This is a genomic window from Streptomyces sp. NBC_00569 (assembly GCF_036345255.1).
Lineage (GTDB): Bacteria > Actinomycetota > Actinomycetes > Streptomycetales > Streptomycetaceae > Streptomyces.
Genome location: NZ_CP107783.1, coordinates 7,205,593 through 7,232,566, shown reverse-complemented (window position 1 = coordinate 7,232,566; position 26,974 = coordinate 7,205,593). Strand labels below are relative to the sequence as shown.

At 72.8% G+C, this 26,974-nt stretch carries 26 protein-coding genes and 1 pseudogene; 10 read left to right on the top strand and 17 right to left on the bottom strand.

Features of this window, described 5'->3' with window-relative positions; translation table 11 throughout:
- Positions 1-55 precede the first annotated feature (55 nt).
- Together OHO83_RS32510 and OHO83_RS32505 are read right to left on the bottom strand one after the other, a co-directional pair.
- Positions 56-391 (bottom strand): chorismate mutase, encoded by a 336-nt coding sequence (locus tag OHO83_RS32510; protein ID WP_266669453.1) that lies wholly within the window; start codon positions 389-391, stop codon positions 56-58.
- Positions 392-402: 11 nt separating this feature from the next.
- The gene (locus tag OHO83_RS32505; protein WP_329435643.1) at positions 403-1,314 is read right to left on the bottom strand and encodes a helix-turn-helix domain-containing protein; all 912 of its coding nucleotides are present in this window, start codon (positions 1,312-1,314) and stop codon (positions 403-405) included.
- A gap of 207 nt (positions 1,315-1,521) precedes the next feature.
- Between OHO83_RS32505 and OHO83_RS32500 the strand changes: the two genes are divergently transcribed.
- The 3 genes from OHO83_RS32500 to OHO83_RS32490 all read left to right on the top strand — a co-directional run bounded on the left by OHO83_RS32500 (position 1,522) and on the right by OHO83_RS32490 (position 5,972).
- Positions 1,522-3,267 (top strand): glycoside hydrolase family 35 protein, encoded by a 1,746-nt coding sequence (locus tag OHO83_RS32500; RefSeq protein WP_330280814.1) that lies wholly within the window; start codon positions 1,522-1,524, stop codon positions 3,265-3,267.
- Positions 3,268-3,551: 284 nt separating this feature from the next.
- A complete protein-coding gene (locus OHO83_RS32495; protein WP_329435642.1) occupies positions 3,552-4,445 on the top strand; it encodes a hypothetical protein in 894 nt (297 codons plus the stop codon).
- A gap of 48 nt (positions 4,446-4,493) precedes the next feature.
- The gene (locus tag OHO83_RS32490) at positions 4,494-5,972 is read left to right on the top strand and encodes an ankyrin repeat domain-containing protein (RefSeq protein ID WP_330280119.1); all 1,479 of its coding nucleotides are present in this window, start codon (positions 4,494-4,496) and stop codon (positions 5,970-5,972) included.
- Here the strand turns inward: OHO83_RS32490 and OHO83_RS32485 are convergent.
- From OHO83_RS32485 to hsaA, 5 genes are all read right to left on the bottom strand, one after another.
- Complete coding sequence (locus tag OHO83_RS32485) at positions 5,932-7,599, bottom strand: FAD-dependent oxidoreductase (protein ID WP_266669461.1); 1,668 nt, start codon at positions 7,597-7,599, stop codon at positions 5,932-5,934. The two genes, OHO83_RS32490 and OHO83_RS32485, sit on opposite strands and share 41 nt — an antisense overlap.
- Positions 7,596-8,084 carry a flavin reductase family protein gene (locus tag OHO83_RS32480; RefSeq protein WP_330280118.1) on the bottom strand — a complete coding sequence of 163 codons (489 nt, stop codon included), beginning with the start codon at positions 8,082-8,084 and terminating at the stop codon, positions 7,596-7,598. Before OHO83_RS32480 ends, OHO83_RS32485 begins: the two co-directional genes overlap by 4 nt.
- Positions 8,072-8,968: a VOC family protein gene (locus OHO83_RS32475; RefSeq protein WP_266565414.1), complete on the bottom strand. Its 897-nt coding sequence runs from the start codon at positions 8,966-8,968 to the stop codon at positions 8,072-8,074. Before OHO83_RS32475 ends, OHO83_RS32480 begins: the two co-directional genes overlap by 13 nt.
- A 98-nt stretch (positions 8,969-9,066) precedes the next feature.
- On the bottom strand, positions 9,067-9,948 hold the full coding sequence (gene hsaD / locus OHO83_RS32470) for a 4,5:9,10-diseco-3-hydroxy-5,9,17-trioxoandrosta-1(10),2-diene-4-oate hydrolase (RefSeq protein WP_266669466.1): 882 nt from the start codon (positions 9,946-9,948) through the stop codon (positions 9,067-9,069).
- Complete coding sequence (gene hsaA, locus OHO83_RS32465; RefSeq protein ID WP_266565412.1) at positions 9,945-11,129, bottom strand: 3-hydroxy-9,10-secoandrosta-1,3,5(10)-triene-9,17-dione monooxygenase oxygenase subunit; 1,185 nt, start codon at positions 11,127-11,129, stop codon at positions 9,945-9,947. Before hsaA ends, hsaD begins: the two co-directional genes overlap by 4 nt.
- Before the next feature lie 214 nt (positions 11,130-11,343).
- On the opposite strand from hsaA, the gene OHO83_RS32460 reads away from it, so the two are divergent.
- Together OHO83_RS32460 and OHO83_RS32455 are read left to right on the top strand one after the other, a co-directional pair.
- Positions 11,344-12,051 carry an HAD family hydrolase gene (locus OHO83_RS32460; RefSeq protein ID WP_330280117.1) on the top strand — a complete coding sequence of 236 codons (708 nt, stop codon included), beginning with the start codon at positions 11,344-11,346 and terminating at the stop codon, positions 12,049-12,051.
- 201 nt (positions 12,052-12,252) lie between these two features.
- A complete protein-coding gene (locus OHO83_RS32455) occupies positions 12,253-13,122 on the top strand; it encodes an IclR family transcriptional regulator (RefSeq protein ID WP_326713499.1) in 870 nt (289 codons plus the stop codon).
- Between the two features lie 81 nt (positions 13,123-13,203).
- Here the strand turns inward: OHO83_RS32455 and OHO83_RS32450 are convergent, their stop codons facing one another.
- The 8 genes from OHO83_RS32450 to OHO83_RS32415 form a co-directional block, all read right to left on the bottom strand.
- Positions 13,204-14,208 carry a ferredoxin--NADP reductase gene (locus tag OHO83_RS32450; RefSeq protein ID WP_330280116.1) on the bottom strand — a complete coding sequence of 335 codons (1,005 nt, stop codon included), beginning with the start codon at positions 14,206-14,208 and terminating at the stop codon, positions 13,204-13,206.
- Positions 14,201-14,428: a hypothetical protein gene (locus OHO83_RS32445; RefSeq protein WP_116502649.1), complete on the bottom strand. Its 228-nt coding sequence runs from the start codon at positions 14,426-14,428 to the stop codon at positions 14,201-14,203. The genes OHO83_RS32450 and OHO83_RS32445 overlap by 8 nt, the downstream gene beginning before the upstream one ends.
- Entirely contained in the window at positions 14,428-15,573 is a 1,146-nt protein-coding gene (locus OHO83_RS32440) for a Rieske 2Fe-2S domain-containing protein (RefSeq protein WP_330280115.1), read from the bottom strand. Before OHO83_RS32440 ends, OHO83_RS32445 begins: the two co-directional genes overlap by 1 nt.
- A gap of 17 nt (positions 15,574-15,590) precedes the next feature.
- Positions 15,591-16,616 (bottom strand): 4-hydroxy-2-oxovalerate aldolase, encoded by a 1,026-nt coding sequence (gene dmpG, locus OHO83_RS32435; RefSeq protein ID WP_266669475.1) that lies wholly within the window; start codon positions 16,614-16,616, stop codon positions 15,591-15,593.
- Positions 16,613-17,512 (bottom strand): acetaldehyde dehydrogenase (acetylating), encoded by a 900-nt coding sequence (locus tag OHO83_RS32430; protein ID WP_266669476.1) that lies wholly within the window; start codon positions 17,510-17,512, stop codon positions 16,613-16,615. Before OHO83_RS32430 ends, dmpG begins: the two co-directional genes overlap by 4 nt.
- A 34-nt stretch (positions 17,513-17,546) precedes the next feature.
- Complete coding sequence (locus tag OHO83_RS32425) at positions 17,547-18,329, bottom strand: 2-keto-4-pentenoate hydratase (protein ID WP_330280114.1); 783 nt, start codon at positions 18,327-18,329, stop codon at positions 17,547-17,549.
- A 198-nt stretch (positions 18,330-18,527) separates the two neighbouring features.
- Positions 18,528-19,481, bottom strand: coding sequence for an SDR family oxidoreductase (locus OHO83_RS32420; protein WP_330280113.1), 954 nt, complete (start codon positions 19,479-19,481; stop codon positions 18,528-18,530).
- Position 19,482: 1 nt separating this feature from the next.
- Complete coding sequence (locus OHO83_RS32415; RefSeq protein WP_266669482.1) at positions 19,483-20,238, bottom strand: SDR family oxidoreductase; 756 nt, start codon at positions 20,236-20,238, stop codon at positions 19,483-19,485.
- Between the two features lie 88 nt (positions 20,239-20,326).
- Between OHO83_RS32415 and OHO83_RS32410 the strand changes: the two genes are divergently transcribed.
- The 5 genes and pseudogenes from OHO83_RS32410 (at position 20,327) to OHO83_RS32390 (ending at position 24,824) form a co-directional block, all read left to right on the top strand.
- The gene (locus tag OHO83_RS32410; RefSeq protein WP_330280112.1) at positions 20,327-21,154 is read left to right on the top strand and encodes an enoyl-CoA hydratase family protein; all 828 of its coding nucleotides are present in this window, start codon (positions 20,327-20,329) and stop codon (positions 21,152-21,154) included.
- A pseudogene (locus tag OHO83_RS32405) lies at positions 21,151-22,002 on the top strand (CoA transferase subunit A); the annotation flags it as partial. The gene OHO83_RS32410 and the pseudogene OHO83_RS32405, both read left to right, overlap by 4 nt.
- Positions 22,003-22,113: 111 nt before the next feature.
- The gene (locus OHO83_RS32400) at positions 22,114-22,824 is read left to right on the top strand and encodes a CoA-transferase subunit beta (RefSeq protein WP_330280813.1); all 711 of its coding nucleotides are present in this window, start codon (positions 22,114-22,116) and stop codon (positions 22,822-22,824) included.
- The gene (locus tag OHO83_RS32395; RefSeq protein WP_266669486.1) at positions 22,821-23,885 is read left to right on the top strand and encodes an NAD(P)H-dependent flavin oxidoreductase; all 1,065 of its coding nucleotides are present in this window, start codon (positions 22,821-22,823) and stop codon (positions 23,883-23,885) included. The genes OHO83_RS32400 and OHO83_RS32395 overlap by 4 nt, the downstream gene beginning before the upstream one ends.
- A gap of 27 nt (positions 23,886-23,912) precedes the next feature.
- On the top strand, positions 23,913-24,824 hold the full coding sequence (locus OHO83_RS32390; RefSeq protein ID WP_266669488.1) for a tyrosine-protein phosphatase: 912 nt from the start codon (positions 23,913-23,915) through the stop codon (positions 24,822-24,824).
- 82 nt (positions 24,825-24,906) lie between these two features.
- Here OHO83_RS32390 and OHO83_RS32385 read toward each other — a convergent pair whose 3' ends face one another.
- Positions 24,907-26,607: a DEAD/DEAH box helicase gene (locus OHO83_RS32385; RefSeq protein ID WP_266669490.1), complete on the bottom strand. Its 1,701-nt coding sequence runs from the start codon at positions 26,605-26,607 to the stop codon at positions 24,907-24,909.
- Positions 26,608-26,761: 154 nt separating this feature from the next.
- A complete protein-coding gene (locus OHO83_RS32380) occupies positions 26,762-26,965 on the bottom strand; it encodes a cold-shock protein (protein ID WP_005318814.1) in 204 nt (67 codons plus the stop codon).
- Positions 26,966-26,974: the final 9 nt, after the last annotated feature.

The window sequence follows — 26,974 nt, the reverse complement described above, 5'->3', positions numbered from 1 at the left end:
GACCTTGCCCGGCGTCGGCGTCACCGTCTCGGGGCTCTGCCCCGGGCCCCGCTCCTCAATCGCCGGAGGGGCTTGAGCTGGCGGCGATCTGCTCGTGGTGGCGGATCACTTCGCTGATGATGAAGTTGAGGAGCTTCTCGGCGAATGCGGGGTCGAGTTTGGCGCTCTCGGCGAGCTGGCGCAGGCGGGTGATCTGGCTGGCTTCGCGGGCGGGGTCGGCCGGGGGCAGGGCGTGTTCGGCCTTGAGGTGGCCGACCTGCTGGGTGCATTTGAAGCGTTCGGCGAGCATGTGGACGACGGCGGCGTCGATGTTGTCGATGCTGTCGCGCAGGCGGGCGAGTTCGGCGCGGACGGCGGGGTCCACGGCGTCGCGGGCGTTGCTGTTGGTCATGGGAGGAAACCCTACGTGGCGCGGGGGCGCTCGATCGTGGCGCCCGGGGAGCGCAGCATCGGGGGGTCGTCGGGGTCGGGGACGGTGTTCGACCAGCCGCCGGGGACGGTGCGGCCCTGTTGTTCGCGGAAGCGGACGGGTGCGGTGCCGACACGGCGGGTGAACAGGCGGGAGAAGTAGGCGGGGTCGTCGTAGCCGACGCGGCGGGCGACGGCGGCGACGGGGAGTTCGGTGGCGGCGAGGAGTTCTTTCGCGCGGCCGAGGCGGATGCCGAGGAGGTAGTCCTTGGGGCTGCATCCCGCGCCGCGGCGGACGGCGGTGCGCAGTTCGGCGGGGGTCATGCCGTGGCGGGCGGCGTGTTCGGCGACGGACAGGGGCTGGAAGGCGTCGCGGGCGAGGGACTGGAGGACGGGGTCGCCGTCGGGGGCCATGTCGGCGCGGGCGCGGCGCAGGGCGACGAGGAGTTCATGGACGGCGGCGGCGGTCTCGACCTCGAGGAGGGGGTTGCCGCGGCGGGCGGCGCGGGCGATGCGGCCGACGGCGGTGCGGGCGTGGGCGGCGTCGGAGAGGGGGACGACGGGGCGGTCGGGTTCTATGTAGCCGAGTTCGGTGTAGGTGGTGGCGGCGGGGCCGGTGAAGTCGACGAAGCATTCGTCCCAGCCGGTGTCGGGGTCGGGCCCGTAGTGGTGGGGGACGCCGGGGGTGACCCAGAGGAGGGCGGGGGCGGTGACGGTGGTGCGGCGGCCGTCGGGGGTCTGGTACCAGCCGCGTCCGGCGGTGATGACGACGGCGACGTGGTGGTCGAGGGTGCGGGGGCCGACGGTGGGCAGGGCGCCGTACTGGAGGCCGACGCCGAGGCAGACGAGGCCGAGGCGGTGGTGGGCCGGGCTGGGGGTGAAATACCGCATCCAGGTGTGGTACATCCGCTTGTGTCCCTTCCTGGGCGGGTGTGGTGCCGGTGGTGCGCGCGTTGCGTCCAAACAGGGCTGATCTTTGTCCATGGACCCTGCCGCCCGCCAGAGGTGATCGTGGCGGGCAGTAAGAGCCTGTCTTCGCGCTGCGGGCGGATCAGGGCGCCCCGCGCCCGCCCGGAGTGCGAAAACAGGCTCTCGGTGAACGAGAGGGACATGATGGCCGGGTTCAGAGTGGGCGAGGACGACTTCGAGGTCGACGGGCGGCCGGTGCGGCTCCTGTCGGGGGCGCTGCACTACTTCCGGGTGCACGAGGAGCAGTGGGGGCACCGTCTCGCGATGCTGCGGGCGATGGGCCTGAACTGTGTGGAGACGTACGTCCCGTGGAATCTGCACGAGCCGCGCCCCGGCGAGCTGCGCGACGTCGGGGCTCTGGGCCGGTTCCTGGACGCGGTGCGCGAGGCGGGGCTGTGGGCGATCGTGCGTCCGGGGCCCTACATCTGCGCCGAGTGGGAGAACGGCGGGCTGCCGCACTGGCTGACGGGGCCGCTGGGCTCGCGGGCGCGGACCAGGGACGGGGAGTTCCTTGCGGCGGTGGAGCGCTGGTTCGCGGCGCTGCTCCCCCAGGTCGTGGAGCGGCAGCACGACCGGGGCGGCCCGGTGATCATGGTGCAGGTGGAGAACGAGTACGGCTCGTACGGCTCGGACCAGGTGTATCTGGCCCGTCTCGCGGACGGTCTGCGCGGGCTCGGGGTGACCGCGCCGCTGTTCACGTCGGACGGTCCGGACGACCACATGCTGACGGGCGGCTCGGTGCCCGGTGTCCTCGCGACGGCGAATTTCGGGTCGAACGCGCGGAAGGGTTTCGAGACGCTGCGCCGGCACCGGCCCAAGGGCCCGCTGATGTGCATGGAGTTCTGGTGCGGCTGGTTCGACCACTGGGGCGCGGACCATGTCGTGCGGGACGCGGAGGAGGCGGCCGCGGCTCTGCGGGAGATCCTGGAGTGCGGGGCGTCGGTCAATCTGTACATGGCGCACGGCGGGACGAGTTTCGGGGGCTGGGCGGGGGCGAACCGGGCGGGGCAGTTGCACGACGGGCGGCTCCAGCCCGATGTGACGTCGTACGACTACGACGCGCCGGTCGACGAGCACGGGCGGCCGACGGAGAAGTTCTGGCGCTTCCGTGAGGTGTTCGCCGAGTACGCGGACGGGCCGCTGCCGGACGTCCCCGAGCAGCCGGCGGCGCTGGCCGGCGCGGTGACGGCGGAGCTGACGTCGTACGTGCCGCTGGACGCGGTCCTGGACGGGCTCGGTTCGGCGGAGGGCGAGTACGCGGTGCCGCCGACCTTCGAGGAGCTCGATGTGGACCGGGGTCTGGTCCGCTACAGCGTGGACGTGCCGGGGCCGCGCAGGCCGTATCCGCTGCGGGCGGCGGGGCTGCGCGATCGTGCCGTGGTGTACGTGGACGGGGTGCGGGCCGGGGTGCTCACGGAGGACGAGCCGGTCCTGGCGGAGCCTGTCGCGGGGCCCGCCCGTATCGAGCTGTGGGTGGAGTCGCTCGGCCGGGTCAACTACGGGCCGCGCACGGGTGAGCCGAAGGGCGTCACGGGCGGGGTGCTGCACGAGCGGCAGTACCTGCACGGGGTGCGGGCGCGGGCGCTGCGTCTGGACGCGTTCGACGACGCGGACGCCGTGCGGGGCCTTGCGCCGGTGGACGGTCCCGCGGGGGGCGCGGGCCTGTACCGCGGCGCGTTCGAGGTGAGCGGCGCGGGGGACGCGGAGCTCGAACTGCCGGGCTGGACGCGGGGGTTCGTGTGGGTGAACGGTTTCAACCTGGGCCGTTACTGGTCGGTGGGGCCGCAGCACTCGCTGTACGTTCCGGGTCCCGTGCTGCGCGAGGGCCGCAACGAGGTGTGGGTGCTCGAGACGGAGGCGGCGGGTGAGCCGCGTGTGACGTTGTCGTAGGCGCTGCCGGGCAGACGTACGGGGCCGGTTCCGGATCACGGAACCGGCCCCTCTCTACGCGCGACGGGTGCGGGCCGCTCTCCGTGGGAGCCGGCGGGCACGGTCCTCGCTGCGCTCATGGTGGGGCGCGGTGATCACGATGCTGCGGTCGGGGCCTGCGGGCCCATGGACAAAGAGGGGAGAGGTCTTGGACTAATCGCGCCCGGTGGGCCTGTCGGATCCCGCCGTACAGTGGAGTTCCGGTGTCCGGGCGGTGGTGCCCGGCGGCCCCAGGGGGTGCGGGCGTGGCGAACGGCGGACCGGTGGAGCACGGCTTTCCACATCTGGAGACGGTGCGGGCGGCGGTGACGGCGCTGTACAAGAGGCTTTCGTACGACACCGTGCACACATTCGAGACGAGCGTCGCCCCGGTCGACGTGGCGTTCTGCGATCAGGACGACCTGTATCTGGGGGCGCAGCGGGTGGCGCGTGAGCTGGTGCGGCACTACCGGCTGCCGGATGCGCGGATGATCGTCAGTTTCCGCGAGATGACGCATGCGGCGAGTGTCGAGCTGGCGGCGGGTCCGGAGTACTTCATCGAGCTGAACGACCGGTTCCGTACGCACCGGCGGGACATCGGGGCCGCTCTCGCCCACGAGGTCATGCACGTCTATCTGCACCGGCTCGGTCTCGCGTTTCCTGGGACGCGGGACAACGAGATCCTCACGGACACGGCCACCACCTATCTGGGGGCGGGCTGGCTGCTGCTCGACGCGTACCGGGAGGACGCGGCGTCGTCGCAGAAGCTCGGCTATCTCACGCCCGAGGAGTTCGGCTACGTGCTGGCCAAGCGGTCGCTCGCGTTCGGTGAGGCGCCGGAGACGTGGTTCACCAGTGCGCAGGCCTACACCGCGTACACGAAGGGGCTGGCGCGGGCGCGGGCCGACGAGCAGCGGCCGCCTCTGACGGCGGCCGGGTGGGCGGGGCGGCGGCGGTACGCGAAGGACCGGCGTGAGGCGCGGGAGAGCGGGGCGGGCGCGGGGGCGCCGGGCGGTGCGTACGCGTTCTCGACGCAGGGGTCCGCGCTGCGGGTGACGTTTCCGTGTCCGACGTGTCATCAGCGGATCGGGGTGCCGGTGCGGGGCCGGGTGCGGGCGCGGTGCGCACTGTGCCACACCGTGATGGACTGCGACACATAGGCTCAAAGCGCTTTGCTTTCACCCCGGGTGAGGGGCGATGGTCGACCTATGGACGAAGAGCAGAAGGCAGGCGCGGGTGGCCTGTTCGACGCGGTGTACGGCGGTGACGAGGACGCGGTGGTGCGGGCCCTGCGGGCGGGCGCCGCGGCGGACGAGCCGGACGACGAGGGCCGTACGGCGCTCTATCTGGCGTCGGTGAGCGACGAACCGGGCATCGTACGGCTGCTGTTGTCGGCCGGGGCGGACCCGGACCGGCTGAGCGGTGGCACGGATCTGCCGTTGTGCGGGGCGGCGTGCGGCGGGCACACGGAGGTGGTGCGGGCGCTGCTCGCGGCGGGCGCGCGGGTCGATCTGCGCGAGGAGTTCGGGTTCACGGCGATGGCGTGGGCGCTCCAGCGCGGGCAGGAGCAGGTGGTGCGGGCGCTGCTCGACGGCGGCGCGGATCCTCGGTTGCCGGGTCCCGGTGGCGGTCTTCCGCTGGTCGCGGCGGCCCGGCGCGGGTCCACGGGGTGTGTGCGTGCGTTGCTCGAACACGGCGCGCAGGGGCGGACCGAGGCGCTGGCGGAGGCGCTGGCCTGGTGCGGTGCGGATGTGGCGGCGGTGCTGCGTGCGGGACTTGAGCGGCCCGGGAGCGAGGCGGTGACGCAGCGCTTCGTGGAGGACGGCGGGGTGACCGTGGTCGTGGAGCTGCTCGACGAGAAGGGGCGGCCGCGGTCGGGCAACGACCTGCAGACGGGGCACGCGGCGATCGCGACGCTCCTGGAGGCGGACCTGGGTGTCGTCACACCGGCCGCCGAGCTGGCGGAGCGTGCCCTGCGGCGCGGTGACCCGGACGACGACGACTGGACCGAGGCGGTGGCCGTGCTCCGGGCGCGTGGCGACGAGGAGACGTTCCTCGCGGCGGCCGCGTGGTGTGCGAGCGGTGAGGCGCTGCGGCGGGCCTTCGGGGCGGACGTGCTCGGGCAGTTGGGGCCGCGGGGCCGGTACACGGCCAGGTCGCTCCCGCTGCTGTGTGCCCTGGCCCGCACGGCCCGCGACACCGCCGGTCTGCGCTCGGCCGTCGTCGCGCTCGGCCGTCTCGGGGATCCGGCGGCGCTGCCGGAGATCCTGCTGCACGCGCGGCGTCCGGAGCCGCAGGTGCGCCGCGCGGTGGCGGTGGCCCTGACGGGTCTGGTGCCGGCCGGTCACGGCGAGGGCGTCGCGGCGCTGGTCGCGCTGACCCGCGACGTGGACGGCGATGTGCGCAACTGGGCCGCGGCGGCGCTCGCCGCGGCCCCTGCGGACACGTCGGAGGTGCGCGACGCGCTGGCCGCGCTCCTCGGCGACCCGGTCCCGGACGCCGCGGCGGAGGCGGCCCGCGGCCTGGCGCTGCGCCACGATCCGCGGGCCGTCGAGGCGCTCGCGCGGATCCTCGCCTGCCAGGCGCCCGGCGGGTACGCGCACGACACGGCGCGGGACGCGATCCGCCATGTCCCCGACGCGCGGGTCAGGGCCCGTCTGGAGTGGACCGTCCCGCGATGTCGTTGACGGCGGCCCAGCTGAACGCCATGGCGGGACCGATCGTGGCGCCGGGTCCCGGGTACGTCTCCCCCATGACGGCCGCCGAGCAGTTCCCGGAGGCGTAGAGCCCGGCGACGGAGGTGCCGTCCTCGCGCAGGACGCGGGCGTCGCCGTCCGTGACGAGGCCGCCCTTGGTGCCGATGTCGCCGGGGTGGACGGGGACGGCGTAGAAGGGTCCCTTGTCGAGGGGGGCGAGGTTGGGGTTCTGCAGGGTCGGGTCGCCGTAGTAGCGGTCGTAGACGCTGTCGCCGCGCGCGAAGTCCTCGTCCTTCCCGGTGGCGGCGAAGCCGTTGAACCTCCTTATCGCAGAGGGGAGTCGGGGTGCCTCGATGATCCGGGCCAGCTCCTCCACGGTGGCGGCCTCCTTCAGGAAGCCGCTCTCGCGCCACCGCTTCGGGAAGGCCTGGCCGGGGAAGAGGCCCGCGAAGATGTAGCGGGCCTTGGAGCGGGCGTCGAGGATCAGCCAGGACGGGACGGTCGTCGCGTCGGGGCGGTCGGCGGCGTACATGCGGTCCACGAACTCGTGGTACGGCGCCGCCTCGTTGGCGTACCGCTCCCCCGCCGCGTTCACGATCACCATGCCGGGGATGCCCCGGTCGGCGACGAGGAAGAACGGCTTCTCGCCCGGCGGGCACACGGAGGGGGCGCCCCACACCTTGTCGAGGAGGTCGGTGGCGGCGCCGAGTTCCTCGCCCAGGCGCAGGGCGTCGCCGACCTGGCCCTCGGAGGAGTGGGTCCAGGCGGTGGACGTGGGCTGCGGCAGGTACTTGTCGCGCAGTGCCTGGTCGTGGGAGAAGCCGCCGGAGGCGAGGACGACGCCGCCGCGGGCCCGTACGACATGTTCGGTCCCGTCGCGCAGGACGCGGACGCCGGTGACGCGGCCGCCCTCGACGACGAGGCCGGTCAGCGGCGCCGACAGCCACAGGTCGCCGCCGAGCCGTTCCAGGGAGAGCCGCATCCTGGCGATGAGCGCCTCGCCGAGCGAGAGCAGCTTGCGCCCGCGCAGCGCCGCGCCCACGGCCCGCGCCCCCACCCGCAGCGACCTGCGCCTGCCGGCCCAGGTGCGGGCGACCATGTTGAGGAAGCGGAAGTCGTACGACGTCATGGTCAGCCCGTACGTGGGCAGCCCCGCCCGGCGCAGGTCCCGGGCGAGCGGGCCGAGTTCCTTGAGGTCGACGACGCAGGGCTCGGCCGAGCGGCCCTGTGCCATGCCGCCGAGCGCCTCCGGGAAGTAGTCGGAGTAGCCGGGTGTGTACATGAAGCGGACGGCGGTGCGGTCGTGGAACTCGCGCACCATGCGCGGCCCGTGCCGCAGGTAGGCGTCCTTGCGGTCGCCCGGCACGCGGTCGCCGACGGTCGCGTCGAGGTAGGCACGGGCCTTCTCGTACGTGTCGCCGAGGCCGGCCGCGTCGAGGTGGAAGTTGCCCGGTACCCAGATCGCGCCGCCGGACAGGGCGGTGGAGCCGCCGTAGTGGTCGGTCTTCTCGACGATCAGGGCGGTCAGGCCGCGCAGGCGGGCGGTGATCGCGGCGGCGAACCCGGCGGCGCCGGACCCGACGACCACCACGTCGTAGCCGATCTCGGCGTCACTCATGCGAACTCCCCGGTGGCGTAGGCGCTGCGGAAGTAGAGGAGGGGTCTGCCGTCGTCGCGTGCGGTCAGGCCGAGGACGCGGGCGGTGACGATCCAGTGGTCACCGGCCTCGTGGACGGCGTAGAGCTCGCAGTCGACGGTGGCGAGGGCGCCGGCAACGCGGACCGCGCCGCCGCCGGCCGGCTCCCACCGCACGTCGCGGAACTTGTCGGGCCCGCTGCGGCCGACGGCGGCGCACACGGCGCGCTGGTCGTCGGCGAGGATCGAGACGCCGAACCGGCCGGCGCGCCGCACCTTGGGCCAGCTCGTCGACGACCTGGCGACGCACAGCAGCACGAGGGGCGGTTCGAGGGAGAGCGAGGCGAAGGACTGACAGGCGAGGCCCACCGGTTCGCCCGTGTCCTCGTCGAGGGCGGCGACGACCGTGACGCCGGACACGAAGTGGCCCAGGACGTCGCGGAACGCGTCCGGGGTCAGCCGTTCCACCGGTGGCCCCAGAAGCTGTCGGAGGTGATCTCCTTCGTCACCCAGGTCGCTTTGTCGACGATGAGACCGTCCCAGCCGTACTCGACCTGGAAGCCGCCGGGGGCCTGCGCGTAGAACGACACCATGTGGTCGTTGGAGTGCCGGCCGAGGGTGGAGGCGATCGGGATGCCCGCCGCGTTCATGCGGTCCAGGCAGAAGCCGACGTCGTCGAGGCGCTCCAGCTCGACCATGAAGTGCACGATGCCGGGCGGGAGTTCACCCGGGTACAGGCCGAGGCTGTGATGGCGGGCGTTGGGGCTGAGGAAGTTCATCCAGTAGAAGTCCTGGCCCGGCTTCCCCGTGGGCACGGCGACGGGCGGCAGCTTCATGCGGTCGCGGAGCTGGAAGCCGAGGAGGTTCTCGTAGAAGTCGAGGGTGGCTTCCATGTCGGGGGCCGGCATGACGACGTGGCCGAGGCCGAGGTGGTCGCCGGTGACGAAGCGGTTGCCGTAGGGCGCGGCGAGCGGCGTGTGGTCCTGGGCCTGACCCCAGTAGATCTCCAGGGGGTTGCCGGCCGGGTCCTCGCAGTGGATGAGGCCCTGTACGCGGCGGTCGGCGAGAGTGGCGTCGTCGGCGTGCTTGACGGCGACTCCGGCCGCTTCGAGTTCGGCGGCGGCCTCGGCGAGCGCTCGCGCGTTCGCGACCTCGAAACCGGCCGACAGAAGGCGGTCGTGTTCGCCCGCCACGAAGGACAGACGGCGGATACGGTCGTCGATCCGGGCGTGCAGGACGGTGTCCGTGGAGTCGGCGCCCTCGGTCATCCCGAGGATGTCGATGACGTAGGTGCGCCACTCGGCGAGCTTCGCGGTCTCGATGCGGAGGAAGCCCAGAGAGCGGATGTCCATGGCTGCGGGCCTTTCGGTGGCTGGTGACAAGTGGCGGGCGAACGGCGGCTGGTCAACAAGTGGCCGGTGACCAGCGGCTGGTGGCTGGTGGCTGGTGACTAGTGACGGAAGAAGTCGATGGCGAGACGGTTGAACTCGTCGAACCGCTCGGTCTGCGCCCAGTGGCCGCAGTGCGGGAAGACGTGCAGCCGCGCGTCCGGGATGGTCTTGAGGGCTACCAGGGCGCCGTCGAGCGGGTTGACGCGGTCCTCACGGCCCCAGGTGAGGAGCGTGGGAGCGGTGATGCGGTGGGCCTCGCGCCACAGCATCGTGTCGGCGGGCCATTTGGCGAAGGACGCGGCCATGCGGTCGTTGCCGAGTTTGGCCTCGGGGTCGGTGGCCTGCGCGTAGCGCTCCTCGACGAACGCGTCGGTGACGATCGACGCGTCGTACGCGAGGGTGGTGAGGAAGTCGCGCATCATGGCGCGGGTCGGCTCGCCAGAGCCGTTGAACGCGAAGAGCTTCTTGATGCCTTCGGTCGGGTCGGGCGCGAACAGGTTGACGGAGATGCCGCCCGGCCCCATCAGAAGGAGCTTGCCGACCTTGTCCGGGTGGTCGAGGGCCATCCGGGTCGCGGTGCCTCCACCGAGGGAGTTGCCGACGAAGTGGGCCTGAGGGATGGCCAGTTCGTCCATGAGGGCGGCGACGGCGTCGGCGGCGCAGGAGAAGAAGTCCTTGGTGAGCTCGGGCTTGTCGGAGGCGCCGTAGCAGGGCTGGTCGATCAGGAGGGTACGGAAGTGCTCCGCGAACACGGGCAGGTTGCGGCCGAAGTTGGACCAGCCGGAGGCGCCGGGGCCACCGCCGTGCAGCATGATCACGACGGGGACGTCCGGGGCGTCGGGGCCCGCCTCGTGGTAGTGGAGGGTCAGACCCGCGGCTTTCCCCGTCCGCGAAGTCCCTTCGTACGTAAGAGAGTTCGTCGCTTCGACAGAGGTGCTCACAGCATCGTGTCCTGGATGTCGAGGCCGAGGGCGCTCTGGCCGGAGAGGAGGAGGGCGCGCTCGGGATCGTTGGCGGCGTGGCCGCGGCCGGTGTGGACGTCGCGCCAGGCGCGCTGCACCGGGTTGGGGCCGGTGCGCATGGCGCCGCCGCCCGCGTTCTCCATGAGCAGGTCGACGGCGGCGACGGCGCGCTCGGTGGCGAGGACCTGGTCGCGGCGGGCACGGGCGCGCAGCGGCATGGGGAGTTCCTCGCCGCGCTCCGCGCAGGCGTACAACTCGGCGATGTTGCGCTGGAGCTGAAGGCCCGCGGCGTCGATGTCGGAGGCGGCGCGGGCGATGCGGACCTGCGCGAAGGGGTCCTCGGCGACCTGCTCTCCATAGGAGACGCGGAAGCGCTTGCGGGTGGCCTCGATGTACGCGTCGAGGGCGCCCTCGGCGATGCCGACGACGGGGGTGGAGATGGTGGTGGTGAAGACGGCGGCGTACGGGAGGCGGTAGAGCGGCTCCGGGTTGACCGCGTGGCCCGGCACGTTCAGGGCCGTGACGGGGCCGAAGCTGAGGGCGCGGTGCTCGGGCACGAACACGTCGTCGCACACGACGTTGTTGGAGCCGGTGCCGCGCAGGCCGACGGTGTCCCACACGTCGTCGATGCGGTACTCGGCGCGCGGCACGAGGAACGTCCGCATGTCGACGGGCCGGCCGTCCGCGTCCATGACGAGGCCGCCGAGCAGTGCCCAGTCCGCGTGGTCGCAGCCGGAGGAGAAGCTCCAGGAGCCGCTGATGCGGAAGCCGCCGTCGACGGGTGTGACCTTGCCGGTCGGGGCGTACGAGGAGCAGATCCGGGTCGACGGGTCGGTGCCCCACACCTCCTCCTGGGCGCGCGGGTCGTAGAGCGCGACGTGCCAGGGGTGGACGCCGACGACGGACGCGACCCAGCCGGTGGAGCCGCAGGCTCGGGCGATCTCACGGACGGCGGCGTAGAAGACGGCCGGGTCGGCGGCGAATCCGCCGTGGGCCCGGGGCTGGAGGAGCCGGAAGAAGCCGGTCTGCTCCAGATCCTTGATCGACGTGTCGGGCACCTTGCGCAGCGCCTCCGCCTCGGCGGCGCGCTCGCGCAGCGCCGGCGCGAGGGCGCGGACCGCTTCGAGTACGGCGGCTGCGGTGGCCGGGGATTCGCTCATGCGGGGGCCCTCTCCTGGGTGCGGGTTCGAGTGGCTGGACCGTACGCCCGCCTCCCGCGGGCCGAGAACGGGTGGTTCCCGCTGAGCGGGAACCTCGGCGGGTTCCCCTGCTGTCGCCTGTGGGCTGCGTGGATGGCGCGCGCCGTTCACCGGCCTGTCATGCGAGGCGACCGTAATGAGAGGGTCGGCCTGTCCCTTCGGCTTCTGGAGCACTGTGAACACCCCTCGCGCCCACGCCGGCGCGCCCACCCGCGCGCTGCCCGTCGAACCCTCCGCCCTCCAGGCGGTGCTCTTCGACATGGACGGCACGCTCGTCGACACCGAGGACATGTGGCTCGAGGTCGTCGAGGCCGTGTCCGAGCGGCACGGCCGCCCAATGGACGAGGAGGGCCGCGCCGCCGCGCTCGGACGCTCGGTCGAGGACACGGCGGACCTGCTGTACGAGTCCCTGGGCGTGCCCCGCGAGGATCTCGCGGACGAACTGGGCCGGGGCTTCACCGCCCGGATCGCCGAGGGCGCGCCGCCGCGGCCCGGCGCCCTCGGGCTGCTGGCCGCACTGCGCGCGGCCGGGGTCCCGACAGCCCTGGTGTCGGCGTCGCCGCGCGCGGTGGTGCGCCGGATCGCCGGGTCCCTGGACGGGCACGTCTTCGACGCGGTGTACGGGGCCGAGGACACGCCGCGCACCAAGCCGGCGCCCGACCCGTATCTCGCGGCGGCCGCGGCGCTCGGCGTGGAGCCCGCGCGGTGCGTCGCGGTGGAGGACACCCCGACGGGGGTGGCGTCGGCGGAGGCGGCAGGGTGCGCGGTCCTCGCGGTCCCGTCGGTGCGGCCGATCGCCCCGGCCCCGGGCCGCACGGTCGTCGCCGATCTCACGGGGGCGGATGTGGTGCTGCTGCGGTCCCTCGTGGCAGCACCGGCGTGACGACCACGGACGTGCAGCAGCGGGCGGCGTGACGACGGCAGGCGTGCAGCAGCGAGCGGCGTGACGGCGAAAGGTATTCCGAACCGAAATACATAGCTCCCGGCTCTTCCCCTGGGCCGAGGGCGCATGGCAAGGTCGGCGCGAGGTCGTCAACGCGCCCGCAATGTCGCGGATGCGCCCTGTTGTCCTGGGGGTTCAGCCATGCCCGAGCAGACCGGGATCGTCGGGGGCGCCGCGCCCTCGCTCCTGGAGAAGGCCGCGAAGGTGCTCGGCGCCTTCGACGGCGCACAGCCGCGTCTCTCCCTCACGGAGGTGATCCGGCGCTCCGGGATCCCCCGGTCCTCCGCCCACCGCATCCTCGACCAGTTGGTACGGCTCGGCTGGCTCGACCGGGAGGGCCGGGACTACCGGATGGGCATGGGGATGCTCGAACTGGGCGCGCTCGCCGCCCACCACAACCGGCTGCGCCGGACGGCGCTCCCCCGGCTGCACGCGCTGCACGAGTCGACCGGGCACCTGGTCCACCTGTACGTCCTCGACGGCGCCGAAGTGGTCTGCCTGGAGCGGATCGGCGGCCTGCACGACACGTCGGTGCCCTCGCGGGTCGGCGGCCGCATGCCCGCGTACTGCACGGCCGCGGGCAAGGCGGTCCTCGCGTTCAGCGACCCGGCCACCGTCGAGGGCGTCCTCGCGCACGGGCTGCGCCCCCGCACGCCGCGCACCCTCACACATCCGACCGCGCTGCGCTCCGCGCTCGCCGCGGCCCGCGACCGGGGCGTCGCCTTCGACCACGAGGAGAGCCACCGCGACGTCGTCTGCGTCGCGGCCCCGCTGCGCGGCGCGGGCCGGGCCGTCGCCGCGATCTCCCTGTCCGGCAAGGGGCTGACGGCCCAGCGCGACCTGGAACGCCTCGCGCCCGCCGTGCTCGCCTGCGCCCGCACGGTCTGGCGCGACCTGTACGGGCCCGGCCGCGCGACCCGCTCCGCGCCACCGCCGAGCTGCGCGCCGGGCGTCTCCGAGCAGGCCATGGACAACATGATGGGGTGGCTGCGGACGAGTGAGTGGATGTAGCGGGCGGGTCTGCATCCGAGCGGACCGACCCGCACATCCGCGCGGGCCGGGCGCCTCAGCGGCAGACCCGGCCCGCGCACCTCAGGAGTACGTGACCCCCACCGCGTCCGACACCGGCAGCGCCTGGCACGCGAGGACGTACCCCTCGTCGAGGTCCCGCTGGTCGAGGATCTCGTTGCGCGCCATCGTGACCTCCCCCTTGGTGACCCGGCAGCAGCACGCGCTGCACGCGCCCTCGCGGCACGAGAAGGGGGCGTCGACGCCGGCGGCGAGCAGGGCGTCGAGCAGCGGCGTCCCGGCGGGCCATGCCACCTCCCGCTCCTCGCCGTCGAGTTCCACGTGGAGCCGGTGGTCGTCGGCGTCCGGCTCGGCTCCACCCCGGAGCCCGGCCCGGTCCTCCCGCCCGGCGAACACGTCGTCGCCGAGCGAGAAGTACCGCTCCCTGCGCACGGACCGGCCGCCCACCGCCCGTAGCGCCTGCTCGGCCGCGTCCATCAGGGGCGCGGGCCCGCACAGATAGGCGTCGCGGCCCGCGTACGGGGCGAGGGGTGCGCGCAGGGCGGCGGCCGTGGGCAGGCCCTGGAGGGTTTCCAGCCAGTGCACGACGGTGAGCCGGCCCGCGAACTCGACTCCCAGGAGGCGGAGTTCCTCGCGGAAGATGACCGACTCCTCGTCGCGGTTCGCGTACAGGAGGGCGACCCGGCCGCGGCCCGCTGCGAGCGCCGACTTGGCGATGGAGACGACGGGCGTGATGCCGCTGCCGCCCGCCACGAGCAGCACGTCCCCGTCGAGGCCGGGCGGCGTGAACGTCCCCGCGGGCGGCAGGACCTCCAGCTCGTCGCCGGGCGCGACGCTGTCGCAGATCCAGCCCGACCCGACTCCCCCGGCCACTCTCTTCACGGTGACCTTCATGGGCTCGCCGGTGTGCGGGGAGCTGGCCAGCGAGTAGCAGCGGGCCCCACCACCGGGCAGCCGTACCGTCATGAACTGGCCTGGCCTGTAAGGAAGTTGTGCGTCCAGGACGAGGGAGACCGCGTCGGCCGTCTCACGTATCACCTCGGCGACCCGGACCTTCACGCTAGGCATCCGCGACCTCCAGGAGCCCGCTCGCGACCGCCACGTCGATGCTCGCCCGCAGCGGCGCGCAGCCCCGTACCCGCGCGCTCAGTTCACCGGCCGCGACGCGCTCCGCGATGATCGGGCAGACCGCGGCCGCCTCCTCGGTCCACTGGATCTGCGTGTGGGCGGCGCTGAACTTCTCGCACAGGACCTGGTTTCCGCAGACCCCGCACTGCACGGGCCGCATCAGCCGGCCTCCCGTCGCGCGAGGTTCTCCTCGACCTCCGCGCGCCAGGCGGCGGTCGCGCGCTCGGTGTCGATCTCGAACTCGAAGCGCCGCACCATCTCGTCCTTGACGTCGCCGGCGTCCACATAGAACTGCTCGTACCAGCGGCGCAGTTGGTAGACGGGGCCGTCCTCCTCGGTGAGGAGCGGGTTGTCGGTGCGGGTCTTGTTCCGCCAGATCTCGACGTCCTGCTCGAAGCCGACCGCGAGGCCCTCGGAAGTGAGCCGGGCGGCGTCGGCGGCCTGCTCGTCACTCATGCCGGGCAGCTTCCTGACGATCGCGCCGTACATGAGCATGAAGCTGTTCTCGTCGATCGGGTAATGGCAGTTGATGAGGACGGACTCCATCTCGACACCGCCCCCGACATCGCTCCACAGCTTGTCGATCATGTACGAGGGGCCGAAGTACGAGGCGTCGGAGCGCAGGCCGCCACCGGTGGACAGCGTGCCGAGCTCGACGTCGCCGCGCGGCGTGGACTCCATGTACTGGGTGGCGACATGGCCGTCGAAGATGTTCTTGAAGTAGTTCGGGAACGCGTAGTGGACGTAGAAGAAGTGCGCCATGTCGACGACGTTGTCCACGATCTCGCGGCAGTTGGAGTTCTCGACGCGCAGCGCGCTCCAGGACCAGTCGGACCACTCGGGGCTTCCGAAGCCCTCGATCTGCGGGATGGTGACGCCGGGCGGGGGCTCGTTGCCCTCGGGATCGTGCCACACGTAGAGCTGCCCGTTGCGTTCGAGGGTGGTCCAGGCGCGGGTCCTGGCGCGCGGCGGGACGCGGCGCGCGTACGGGATGCCGGCGCAGCGCCCGTCGCCCGCCCAGCGCCAGTCGTGGAACGGGCAGGCGACGGCGTCGCCCTTGACGGTGCCGTGGGCGAGATTGCCGCCCATGTGGGGGCAGTACGCGTTGAGGACGTGCAGGCTGCCGGCACCTCCCGCCGCGGGCTCCCCCCGGAAGACGACGAGCTTCGTGCCGAACGCCTCGACCTCGTGCGGGCCGCCGTCACGGAAGGCGGCGGCCAGGCCCAGGCAGTGCCAGCCGCGGGCGTAGCGGGCCGGCGGCGCGGCGGCCTCGATGACGCGGACCTCTTGCTGCTGTGCGGTCATGTCGCGTGTCCTGCCCTTCAGTCGCGTGCCGCGAGTTCGACGGCTATGTCGATGAGCTGGTCCTCCTGGCCACCGACGAGGCGGCGTTCCCCGGCGCGCAGCAGGATCTCGGCGCCGGAGACGCCGTAGCGCTCCGCCTGCCGATAGGCGTGCTTGAGGAAGCTGGAGTAGACGCCGGCGTGCCCCATCAGGAGGGACATCCGGTCGAGCAGGCACTCGTCGTCCATGACGGGCCGCACGACGTCCTCGGCCGCGTCGATGATCTTCAGTACGTCGATGCCGGTGCGCAGGCCCATCTTGTGGCAGACGGCGGCGAACGCCTCGACAGGCGTGTTGCCCGCGCCCGCGCCGAGCCGTCGCGTCGAACCGTCGATCTGCAGCGCTCCGGCGCGCACGGCGGCCACGGAATTGCCGACACCCAGGCCGAGGTTCTCGTGACCGTGGAAGCCGACCTGCGCGTCGTCGCCCAGTTCGGCGACGAGCGCGGACACCCGGTCGGTGACGTCGTCCATCACCAGGGCGCCGGCCGAGTCGACGACGTACACGCACTGGCAGCCGGCGTCGGCCATGATCCTGGCCTGGGCGGCGAGCCGCTCCGGTGTCGTGGAGTGCGCCATCATCAGGAACCCGACGGTCTCCAGGCCCATCTCCCGTGCCAGGCCGAAGTGCTGGACGGAGATGTCGGCCTCCGTGCAGTGCGTCGCGATGCGGCACACGCTCGCGCCGTTCGCGTGCGCGGCCCTGATGTCGTCCTTCACACCAAGGCCCGGCAGCATCAGGAACGCGATGCGCGCCTGGCGCGCCGTGTCGACGGCGGCCTTGATGAGCTCCTGCTCGGGCGTCTTCGAGAACCCGTAGTTGAAGGACGAGCCGCCCAGGCCGTCGCCGTGCGTGACCTCGATGACGGGGACGCCCGCGCCGTCGAGGGCGCCGACGATGCGGCGCACGTCGTCGGCGGTGAACTGGTGCCGCTTCGCGTGCGAACCGTCGCGCAGCGAGGAGTCGGTGACGCGGATGTCCAGCGTCTCGGAGTACGGCTTCACTTGCGGATCTCCTTCGCGAGCTCCTCGCCGACCTTCGTCGCGGCGGCGGTCATGATGTCGAGGTTTCCTGCGTACGGCGGCAGGAAGTCGCCCGCGCCCTCCACCTCCAGGAAGATCGCGACGCGCGCCATCCCGCCGTTCATGGGTGTCGGGTCGTCGAACTGCGGTTCCGTGCGCAGCCGGTAGCCGGGTACGTACGTCGCCACGCTCTCGGCGATCTCCTTCACGGAGAGGGTGATCGCGTCCCGGTCGGCGTCCTCGGGGATGGCGCAGAAGACGGTGTCGCGCATGATGACGGGCGGCTCCGCCGGGTTGAGGATGATGATCGCCTTGCCGCGCGCGGCGCCGCCGATCTCCTCGATGCCGCGGGACGTCGTACGGGTGAACTCGTCGATGTTCGCGCGGGTGCCGGGCCCCGCGGACACCGAGGCGACGGAGGCCACGATCTCCGCGTACGCGACGGGCACGACGCGTGAGACCGCGTACACCATGGGGATGGTGGCCTGGCCGCCGCAGGTGATCATGTTGATGTTGGGCGCGTCGAGGTGCGCGGTGAGGTTCGCGGGCGGGACCACGGCGGGGCCGACGGCGGCCGGGGTCAGGTCGATGGCCCTGATGCCGAGTTCGGCGTAGCGCGGGGCGTTGGCGCGGTGGACGTAGGCGCTCGTCGCCTCGAAGACGAGGTCGGGCAGCTCGTCCTGGGCGAGCAGGGGCCCGACGCCCTCGTGGCTCGCCTCGACCCCCAGCTTCCGCGCCCGCGCGAGGCCCGCGCTGTCGGGGTCCACGCCGATCATCCAGCGCGGCTCGATGTACGGGGAGCGGTGGAGCTTGTGGAGGAGGTCGGTGCCGATGTTCCCGGAGCCGACGATCGCGGCGGTGACCTTTTTCGCAGTCATATGTACCTCAGCAGAGTCAGCGGACCCGTCGGGGTCATCGGAACGAGAGCGAGACGGCGCCGAGTCCGGTGAACTCGGCGGTGTAGGTGCGGCCCGCCTCGACGTCGACGGCGCGGGTGCAGGAGCCGGGCAGGATGACGTGCCCCTTGCGCAGGGGCACGCCGAAGCGGGCGACCGTGCGGGCCAGCCAGGCGACGGAGACCGCGGGATCGCCGAGGACGGCGTCACCGCGGCCCTGCGCGACCTCGTCGCCGTCGCGGGTGAGCCGGGCCTCGACGGCCTTCAGGTCGAGGTCGCGCGGGTCGCGGCCCGCGCCGATGACATAACCGGCGGACGAGGCGTTGTCGGCGATCGTGTCGGCGATGGTGATGCGCCAGTCGACGATCCGGCTGTCGATCAACTCCAGTGCGGGCACAACGCGTTCGGTCGCGGCGAGGACGTCGGCCGGGGTGCAGCCCTCGCCCTGCAGGTCGTCGCCGAGTACGAATCCGATCTCGACCTCGACGCGGGGCGCGCAGTAGCGGACGGTGTCCACGGGCTGGTCCTCGCGCAGCTCCATGTCGTCGAGGAGATGACCGTAGTCGGGCTCGTCGACGCCCATCATGCGCTGCATCACCGGCGACGAGAGACCCACCTTGTGCCCGGTGACCTGGGCACCCAGGGCGGTCCTGTGCCGGATGTTGATCAGCTGGATCTCGTACGCGTCCTCGGCGCCGATGCCCTCGAACGCGCCGGCCAGGGGCGCCACGGGACTGCGGCCGAGCTCGGCACGACGCAGCAGCGCGGCGGCCTCCTGCCGACTCCGGACGTCAAGCATCTCGGCTCCTTGGGGTGACGGTCTGACCCGCGGTGCGGTGCGGTGCACCGCGGTGGGCCAGACGGTAGGTCGGAGCCGGGACGTGGAGGGAGGCCGGATTCCCGCTCAGCGGGAAGGTGGCGGGGGGACGGGGCCGAGCGGGAGGGTGACGGGGGTGGCCCGCAGGGGCAGCCGGGGCACGCCCCTACGGGGGCGGCGTCACCCGCTTCCGTACACCGCCCCCGGCACCTCCGCCCTGCCGAGGAGTTCCCTCGCCGCCTCTCCCGCCTCGGCCGGGGTCCAGCGCGCCGCCTTGTCGGCGGTGGGGCCCGGGCGCCAGCCCTCCATGACCGTGATGCGGCCGGCCTCCGCCTCGAAGACACGGCCGGTCACGCCGTCGCTCGCGGCGGAGCCGAGCCACACCACCACCGGCGACACGTTCTCCGGGGCCATCGCGTCGAAGCCGTCCTCGGGGGCGGCCATGGTGTCGGCGAACGTGCGCTCCGTCATGCGAGTGCGGGCCGCCGGCGCGACCGCGTTCACCTGCACCCCGTACCGCCCCATCTCCGCGGCGGCGACCAGCGTCAGGCCCACGATGCCGGCCTTCGCCGCGCTGTAGTTGCCCTGGCCCACCGAGCCGAGCAGACCCGCCCCCGACGAGGTGTTCACGACCCGGGCCGCGGGTGTCCTGCCTGCCTTCGCCTCCGCGCGCCAGTGCGCCGCCGCGTGCTTCAGGGGCAGGAAATGGCCCTTGAGATGCACCCGCACGACCGCGTCCCAGTCGTCCTCGTCGAGGTTGACCAGCATCCGGTCGCGCAGGAAGCCCGCGTTGTTGACCAGCGTGTCCAGGCGTCCGAACGTGTCGAGGGCCGTGGCGACGAGGGACGCGGCGCCGTCCGTGGTCGCGATGTCCCCGCCATGGGCGACCGCCTCGCCGCCCAGGGCCCGTATCTCCTCCACCACCTGGGCCGCCGGACTGTCCGGTGCCGGGGCCCCGTCCAGGCCCACTCCCAGGTCGTTGACCACGACCCGCGCGCCCTCGACGGCGAACGCCAGCGCGTGCGCGCGCCCCAGTCCGCGCCCGGCCCCCGTCACGATGACGACGCGCCCCGCGCACAGCCCAGAACCACTACCGGTGTCCGCAGCCACAACCACTCCCTTGTCGTTCGTCATGTCACGCCTCCTTGTTGACAGTTGCCGCGTCCAGGAACGCCGGACGCTCCCCGCCTCCGTGCACCAGGAGGCTCGCCCCCGTGATGTACGACGCGGCGTCCGAGGCGAGGAACACCGCCGCGTCCCCGATCTCCGACGGCTCCGCGAGGCGTCCGACCGGCACCGTGCGCCCCACCGCCGCCACGCCTTCCTCGTCCCCGTAATGCAGATGGGACAGCTCGGTGCGCACCATCCCGAGGACCAGCGTGTTCACCCGTATCTCGGGCGCCCACTCCACCGCCATCGAGCGCGCCAGGTTCTCCAGACCCGCCTTGGCCGCCCCGTACGCCGCCGTGCCCGGCGAGGGTCTCGCGCCGCTCACGCTGCCGATCATCACGACGGAGCCGCGCGTGCGCCGCAGTTGCTCGCGCGCGGCCAGTGACGCGGTCATCGGCGCCGTGAGATTGAGCTCGACCACCCGCGCGTGCCGCTCCGCGTCGGACTCCCCCAGCAGCCGGTACGGCGTACCTCCCGCGTTGTTCACCAGTACGTCCACCCGGTCGAGGCCCGCGAAGAAGCGCCGTACGGCCGGACCGTCCCGCAGGTCGACGGGTATGAACTCACAGCCGGGCAACGGCTCTTCGGGGGGCCTGCGCGCGCACACCACCACGTCCGCCCCCGCCCGCACGAACGCCGCCGCGATCCCGGCCCCCACGCCCCGGGTGCCCCCGGTGACGACCGCGACCCTCCCCCTCAGGGGCCTTGCGCTCAGATCCATGCCATCCACCCCAGGTCCATTCCGCTCGTCCCCATCGCCTGCTACCTTCCTACCAAACAAACGTTAGGTGGAAAGGTAGCTGAACGCCATGGGTGTCTCCACCTCCTCACCCGAAAAGGGGATCGCCGTCGTCACGGTGGACTTCCCTCCGGTCAACGCGCTGCCGGTGCGGGGCTGGTACGACCTGGCCGACGCCCTGCGCGCCGCGGGCCGCGACCCGGACGTGCGCTGTGTCGTCCTCGCCTCCGAGGGCCGGGGGTTCAACGCGGGCGTCGACATCAAGGAGATGCAGCGCGACACGGCCTCCGGCGGCCACGGCGCCCTCATCGGCGCGAACCGCGGCTGCTACGAGGCCTTCGCGGCCGTGTACGAGTGCGAGGTGCCGGTCGTCGCCGCGGTCAACGGCTTCTGCCTGGGCGGCGGCATCGGACTCGTGGGCAACGCGGACGCGATCGTCGCCTCGGACGACGCCACGTTCGGCCTCCCCGAGCTCGACCGCGGAGCGCTCGGCGCCGCGACCCATCTCGCCAGACTCGTGCCGCAGCACCTGATGCGCGCCCTCTACTACACCTCGCGCACGGCGACGGCGCAGGAGCTGCACGCGCACGGTTCCGTCTGGAGGGTCGTGCCACGCGCCGGACTCCGGGCCGCCGCACTGGACCTGGCCCGCGAGATCGCCCGCAAGGACGGCTCGCTCATCCGCCTCGCCAAGGCCGCGATCAACGGCATCGACCCCGTCGACGTACGCCGGAGCTACCGCTTCGAGCAGGGCTTCACCTTCGAGGCGAACCTCAGCGGCGTCGCGGACCGCATCCGCGACACGTTCGGCACGGAAACAGGCACAAGCACTGCCGCGGACACGGACGCGGACACCGACACCGACACCGACACGGCAACCAAGGGGGAAGCCACATGACGGACAAGACCATGACACCCGAGGACGTCGTCGCCCGCCTCCGCAGCGGCATGACCATCGGCATCGGCGGCTGGGGCTCCCGCCGCAAGCCCATGGCCCTCGTGCGGGCCCTGCTGCGCAGCGATGTCACGGACCTGACCGTCATCGCGTACGGCGGCCCGGACGTCGGCCTGCTCGCCGCCGCCGGGAAGATCCGCAAGCTGGTGACCGCCTTCGTGACCCTCGACTCGATCCCGCTCGAACCGCACTTCCGCGAGGCTCGCCAGCGCGGCGCGTTCGAGCTGACGGAGGTCGACGAGGCGATGTTCATGTGGGGCCTGCACGCCGCGGCGAACCGGCTCCCCTTCATCCCGGTGCGGGCCGGCATCGGCTCGGACGTCATGCGCGTCAACCCCGGGCTCAGGACGGTCGCTTCGCCGTACGAGGACGGGGAGACCCTGGTCGCGATGCCGGCGCTGCGGATGGACGCGGCGCTCGTCCACATGAACCGCGCGGACCGGCACGGCAACGGCCAGTACCTGGGCCCCGACCCGTACTTCGACGACCTGTTCTGCGAGGCGGCCGACACGGCGTACGTGTCCTGCGAGGAGCTGGTGGAGGGATTCGGCGACGTCGGGGACGCCGTTCCGCAGACCCTCCTCGTCCAGCGGCACGCGGTCACCGGCGTGGTCGAGACGCCGAACGGCGCGCACTTCACGGCGTGCGCCCCCGACTACGGCCGGGACGAGGCCTTCCAGAAGCTGTACGCGACCACGCCCTGGTCCGAGTTCGCCGAGCGCTTCCTGCCCGCGCGCGGCGACGAGAAGAGCTACCAGGAAGCCGTACGGAGCTGGCACGCGGAGCGGGAGGAGCACGCGGGGCCGGCCACGAGCGCGGCCACACACACGCCTGCGCCCGCACCGGCGACGGCCACCACGCCAGGAACGACCACCACCCCCACCCGCGCCGAATACTGCGCCATCGCCTGCGCCGACGCCTGGCGCGACAACGGCGAGATCCTGGCCAGTCCGATGGGGCTGATCCCGTCCGTCGGCGCCCGTCTCGCCAAGCGCACGTTCTCCCCCGATCTGCTCCTCACCGACGGCGAGGCGATGACCGTGGGTCTCGGCGGGGAGCCGGAGGGCTGGCTTCCGTACCGCCGGCACCTCACCATGGTCACCGGCGGCAGGCGCCACGTGATGATGGGCGCGAGCCAGATCGACCGGCACGGCAACCAGAACATCTCGTGCATCGGCGACTGGGACCGCCCCGACCGCCAGCTCCTCGGCGTACGCGGGGCGCCCGTGAACACCCTCAACAATCCGGTGAGTTACTGGGTCCCGAAGCACTCCGCGCGCGTGTTCGTCGAGAAGGTCGACATGATCAGCGGGGTCGGGTACGACAGCGCCGGCGCGGCGGGACCGTCGGCGACGCGCTACCACCGCATCCCGCGGGTCGTGTCGAACCTCGGCGTCTTCGACTTCGAGACGCCGGACCGCTCGATGCGGCTCGCGTCCGTGCACCCCGGAGTGACGGTCGACGAGGTGATCGCGGCGACGGGCTTCCCGCTGGTCCTGCCGGAAGGGGGAGAGGTGCCGCAGACGCGCGAGCCCACCCCCGAGGAGCTGCGGCTGATCCGTGAGGTCATCGACCCGAAGGGCCTGCGCGACCGCGAGGTCAGGCCCGCATGAGCGACGCGACCCTCGAGACGGCGTTCACCAAGCTGGTCGGCGTCCGTCACCCGCTCGTGCAGACCGGCATGGGCTGGGTCGCCGGCCCGCGCCTCGTGTCGGCGTCGGCGAACGCCGGGGCGCTCGGCATCCTCGCCTCCGCCACCATGACCCTCGACCGGCTCAGGTCGGCGGTGCGCGAGGTGAAGTCCCGTACGGACGAACCCTTCGGGGTCAATTTGCGCGCGGACGCCGGTGACGCGCGGGACCGGGTGCGGCTGATCATCGACGAGGGGGTGCGGGTCGCCTCCTTCGCGCTCGCGCCGTCCCGTGACCTGATCGCCGAACTGAAGGACGCGGGCGTCGTCGTCATCCCGTCCATCGGTGCCCGACGGCACGCGGAGAAGGTCGCCGCGTGGGGCGCGGACGCCGTCATCGTGCAGGGCGGCGAGGGCGGGGGGCACACGGGGGACGTCGCGACGACGGTGCTGCTGCCGCAGGTCGTGGACGCCGTGGACATCCCCGTGATCGGCGCGGGCGGGTTCCATGACGGACGCGGCCTGGTCGCCGCCCTCGCGTACGGGGCGGCCGGCGTCGCCATGGGCACCCGTTTCCTGCTCACCTCCGACTCGACCGTCCCGGACGCGGTGAAGGCGAGATATCTGGCGGCCACGGTCAGGGATGTCACGGTGACGACCGCCGTGGACGGTCTGCCGCACCGCATGCTGCGGACGGATCTCGTCGACTCGCTGGAACGGGCGGGGCGCACCCGCGCGCTCGTGCAGGCCGTGCGGCGGGCCGCCGGGTTCAGGAAGCTGTCGGGCCTGAGCTGGCCCCAGATGGTCCGCGACGGACTGGCGATGAAGCACGGCAAGGAACTGTCGTGGAGCCAGGTCCTGCTCGCCGCGAACACCCCCATGCTCCTCAAGGCGTCCATGGTCGAGGGCCGCACCGACCTCGGCGTCATGGCGTCGGGCCAGGTCGCGGGGGTGATCGAGGACCTCCCCAGCTGTGAGGAGCTCGTCGCCCGCGTGATGTCCGAGGCCCGGCACGTGCTCGGCACCCTGCCTACCCCAGGGTGATCCCGCTTCCCGCAAGGGAGTTCAGCGATGCCACGCACCGTTTCGAGACGCGCCCTCGTCGGCGCCGCGCTCACCACCCTGACGGCCGCGGCCGTCGCGCCCGGTGCCGCCGCGGCCGGACGGCGTCCGTACCAGGACCCGCCGATCCGGCACATCCCGCTCCAGGGCGCGGTCAACGTCCGCGACGTGGGCGGCTACCGGGCCCTCGGCGGCGCTCGCGTCCGCCACGGACTCGTCTACCGCTCCGACGCCCTGGCCAAGCTCACCGACGCCGACGTCACCACGCTCGCGGGCCTGGGTCTGCGCCGGGTGGTCGACTACCGGGTGCCGGTGGAGATCCAGTACGACGGCGCGGACCGCCTCCCCGCCGGCCTCACCGCGGAGTCACGGCCCGTCTCCGACAACGGTCTGTACGCGCAGATGATGGCCGCGATCGGTTCCAAGGACCCCGCGCGGCAGGAGGAGATGCTCGGCGGCGGCCGGGCGGCCGCGTTCATGCGGAGCGTGTATCCGCGGTTCGTGTCGGACGCGGACAACCGCGCGCGGTTCGCGGCCACCCTGCGCGACGCCGCGTACGGCACCGGGGGCCGGGGCGCGCTCCTGTACCACTGCACATCCGGGAAGGACCGCACGGGCTGGACGACGTACGTCCTCCTGCTGCTGCTCGGCGTCCCCGAACGGACCGCCGTGGACGACTACTTGGCATCGAACGCGTTCCGTGCCGCGTACGACGCGAAGGTGCGCGAGGGGCTGAAGCAGTCCGGCATGATGCTCAACCCGGACCTGCTGATCCCGCTCCAAGAAGTCCGTACGGAGTATCTGTCGGCGGCCGTCGACCAGGCGCGGGCGGACTACGGCAGCCTGGGCCGGTACGTCTCGCGGGGGCTCGGCCTCGACGGGCACACGGTCACGGCCCTGCGCCACCGGCTCCTCGACTGACGCGCACACGAACGCGAAGCGGGGCGGTGGGGCGAGGCTGTTCACCTCGTCCCACCGCCCCGCCGCTCAGCTGGAGTACCGGTTACGCGGCCGCGCCGCGCCCGGCGTCACGCGGACCGCGTCGCGCCCGGCCGCCGCGCCCGCCGGCGCTCTGGCCTGCGCCGCCCTGCCCGGGACCACCCTGGCCACGACCGCCCTGGGAACGGCCACCGGCGCCCTGGGAACGGCCGCCCTGGACGGCCTGGCCGCGCCCGCCGCCCTGGCCGCCGCCTTCGCCGCGCCCGGCCTGCGCGCGCCCGCCCTGGGCGCGCCCTGCCTGGCCGGTGCCCTGGCCGCGTCCGCTGCCGCCACGGCTGCGCCGCGGCTTGCGGGCGCCGGAGGCCGCCGGAGCGGTCGGCTCCGGGACCTCGATGACGGCGGGGACGCCGGAGGGCTCGCGTGCGCCGGTGATACGGACGAGCTCTTCGTCGGTGGACTTGACCTGGGTGGTCTGCGGGCGGATGCCCGCGTCCCGCATGAGGCGCGTGACATCGCGCTTCTGCTCGGGCAGGACCAGCGTGACGACGCTGCCGGACTCACCGGCGCGGGCGGTGCGGCCGCCGCGGTGCAGGTAGTCCTTGTGCTCGGTCGGCGGGTCGACGTTCACGACGAGGCCGAGGTCGTCGACGTGTATGCCTCGGGCGGCGACGTTCGTGGCGACGAGGGCCGTGACCCGGCCGTCCTTGAACTGCTCCAGGGTGCGGTTGCGCTGCGGCTGCGAGCGTCCGCCGTGCAGCGGCGCCGCGAGGACACCGCTGGCGAGGAGCCGCTTGGCGAGCCGGTCGGCGGACCGCTTGGTGTCGACGAAGAGGATCACGCGGCCTTCACGGGCGGCGATGCGCGCGGTGACGGCCTTCTTGTCGGTCTCGTCGAGCACGTGGAGGACGTGGTGCTCCATCGTGGTGACGGCGCCCGCCGACGGGTCCACGGAGTGGACGACCGGGTCGGTGAGGAACTGCCGGACGAGCCGGTCGACGTTCCGGTCGAGCGTCGCCGAGAACAGCATGGTCTGGCCGCCCGGGGCGACCTGCTTGAGGAGCGCCGTGACCTGCGGCATGAAGCCCATGTCGGCCATCTGGTCGGCCTCGTCGAGGACGGTGATCCGCACCTCGGACAGGTCGCAGTCGCCGCGCTCGATGAGGTCCTTGAGGCGGCCGGGCGTCGCCACGACGACGTCCGCGCCGCGGCGCAGGGAGGACGCCTGACGGGAGATCGACATGCCGCCGACGACGGTGGTCAGGCGGAGCCTGACGGCGCCCGCGTACGGCGTGAGGGCGTCGGTGACCTGCTGGGCGAGCTCGCGGGTCGGCACGAGGACGAGGGCCAGCGGCATGCGCGGCTCCGCCTTGAGGCCGGCGGTGCGGGCGAGCATCGGCAGGCCGAACGCGAGGGTCTTGCCGGAGCCGGTGCGGCCACGGCCGAGGAGGTCGCGTCCCGCGAGGGAGTTGGGGAGGGTGGCGCCCTGAATGGGGAACGGCTCGGTGACGCCCTGCTCGGTGAGCGTCTTCAGAAGGCCGGCCGGCATGTCGAGCTCGGCGAACGTCGCGGCCGCGGGCAGCGCGGGCGTCGTGTTCTCCGGCATCGTGAATTCCTGCGGCGGCGTGGGCCTGCGCTCGGGAACGCGGCCCTTTCCGCCGGACCTTCCGCCCCGGGAATTCCTTCCGGCGTTTCCGGCGCCCGCGCTTCCTGAAGCGGATGCGGACCGGTTGCGGGTCGGGCGGGGCGGACGTGCGGGGTTAGCCATGCGGGCATGCCTTCCTGGGCCTGGGCGGCCGGGAGCCGGTGGCCATCGACGCGTCTGCGGGCCGCCGGCCTGGGGACAGCACGGGCCGGGGCCCGCACCTTCGCGGTGCGGACCCCGGCCGTGGGGTGCGTGATCCTTGGGATCAAGCGGTGTTTCAGGCGGGGAGGATGTTCTCCGCCTGGGGGCCCTTCTGGCCCTGCGTGACGTCGAACGTCACCTTCTGGCCTTCCTGGAGCTCACGGAAGCCCGAGGTGGCGATGTTGGAGTAGTGGGCGAAGACGTCGGCGCCGCCGCCGTCCTGCTCGATGAAGCCGAAGCCCTTTTCCGAGTTGAACCACTTCACGGTTCCGGTGGCCATAACAATCTC

Coding starts and splice junctions, on each gene's coding strand:
- OHO83_RS32505 (WP_329435643.1), bottom strand. CDS start 1,314: ATGTACCACACCTGGATGCGGTATTTCACCCCCAGCCCGGCCCACCAC.
- OHO83_RS32490 (WP_330280119.1), top strand. CDS start 4,494: ATGGACGAAGAGCAGAAGGCAGGCGCGGGTGGCCTGTTCGACGCGGTG.
- OHO83_RS32485 (WP_266669461.1), bottom strand. CDS start 7,599: ATGAGTGACGCCGAGATCGGCTACGACGTGGTGGTCGTCGGGTCCGGC.
- OHO83_RS32450 (WP_330280116.1), bottom strand. CDS start 14,208: ATGCCTAGCGTGAAGGTCCGGGTCGCCGAGGTGATACGTGAGACGGCC.
- OHO83_RS32425 (WP_330280114.1), bottom strand. CDS start 18,329: ATGCTTGACGTCCGGAGTCGGCAGGAGGCCGCCGCGCTGCTGCGTCGT.
- OHO83_RS32420 (WP_330280113.1), bottom strand. CDS start 19,481: ATGACGAACGACAAGGGAGTGGTTGTGGCTGCGGACACCGGTAGTGGT.
- OHO83_RS32395 (WP_266669486.1), top strand. CDS start 22,821: ATGAGCGACGCGACCCTCGAGACGGCGTTCACCAAGCTGGTCGGCGTC.
- OHO83_RS32385 (WP_266669490.1), bottom strand. CDS start 26,607: ATGGCTAACCCCGCACGTCCGCCCCGCCCGACCCGCAACCGGTCCGCA.
- OHO83_RS32445 (WP_116502649.1), bottom strand. CDS start 14,428: ATGCGGCCCGTGCAGTGCGGGGTCTGCGGAAACCAGGTCCTGTGCGAG.
- OHO83_RS32380 (WP_005318814.1), bottom strand. CDS start 26,965: ATGGCCACCGGAACCGTGAAGTGGTTCAACTCGGAAAAGGGCTTCGGC.
- OHO83_RS32455 (WP_326713499.1), top strand. CDS start 12,253: ATGCCCGAGCAGACCGGGATCGTCGGGGGCGCCGCGCCCTCGCTCCTG.
- OHO83_RS32440 (WP_330280115.1), bottom strand. CDS start 15,573: ATGACCGCACAGCAGCAAGAGGTCCGCGTCATCGAGGCCGCCGCGCCG.
- hsaA (WP_266565412.1), bottom strand. CDS start 11,129: ATGAGCGAATCCCCGGCCACCGCAGCCGCCGTACTCGAAGCGGTCCGC.
- OHO83_RS32510 (WP_266669453.1), bottom strand. CDS start 391: ATGACCAACAGCAACGCCCGCGACGCCGTGGACCCCGCCGTCCGCGCC.
- OHO83_RS32430 (WP_266669476.1), bottom strand. CDS start 17,512: ATGACTGCGAAAAAGGTCACCGCCGCGATCGTCGGCTCCGGGAACATC.
- OHO83_RS32415 (WP_266669482.1), bottom strand. CDS start 20,238: ATGGATCTGAGCGCAAGGCCCCTGAGGGGGAGGGTCGCGGTCGTCACC.
- OHO83_RS32500 (WP_330280814.1), top strand. CDS start 1,522: ATGGCCGGGTTCAGAGTGGGCGAGGACGACTTCGAGGTCGACGGGCGG.
- OHO83_RS32475 (WP_266565414.1), bottom strand. CDS start 8,968: ATGGACATCCGCTCTCTGGGCTTCCTCCGCATCGAGACCGCGAAGCTC.
- OHO83_RS32410 (WP_330280112.1), top strand. CDS start 20,327: ATGGGTGTCTCCACCTCCTCACCCGAAAAGGGGATCGCCGTCGTCACG.
- OHO83_RS32390 (WP_266669488.1), top strand. CDS start 23,913: ATGCCACGCACCGTTTCGAGACGCGCCCTCGTCGGCGCCGCGCTCACC.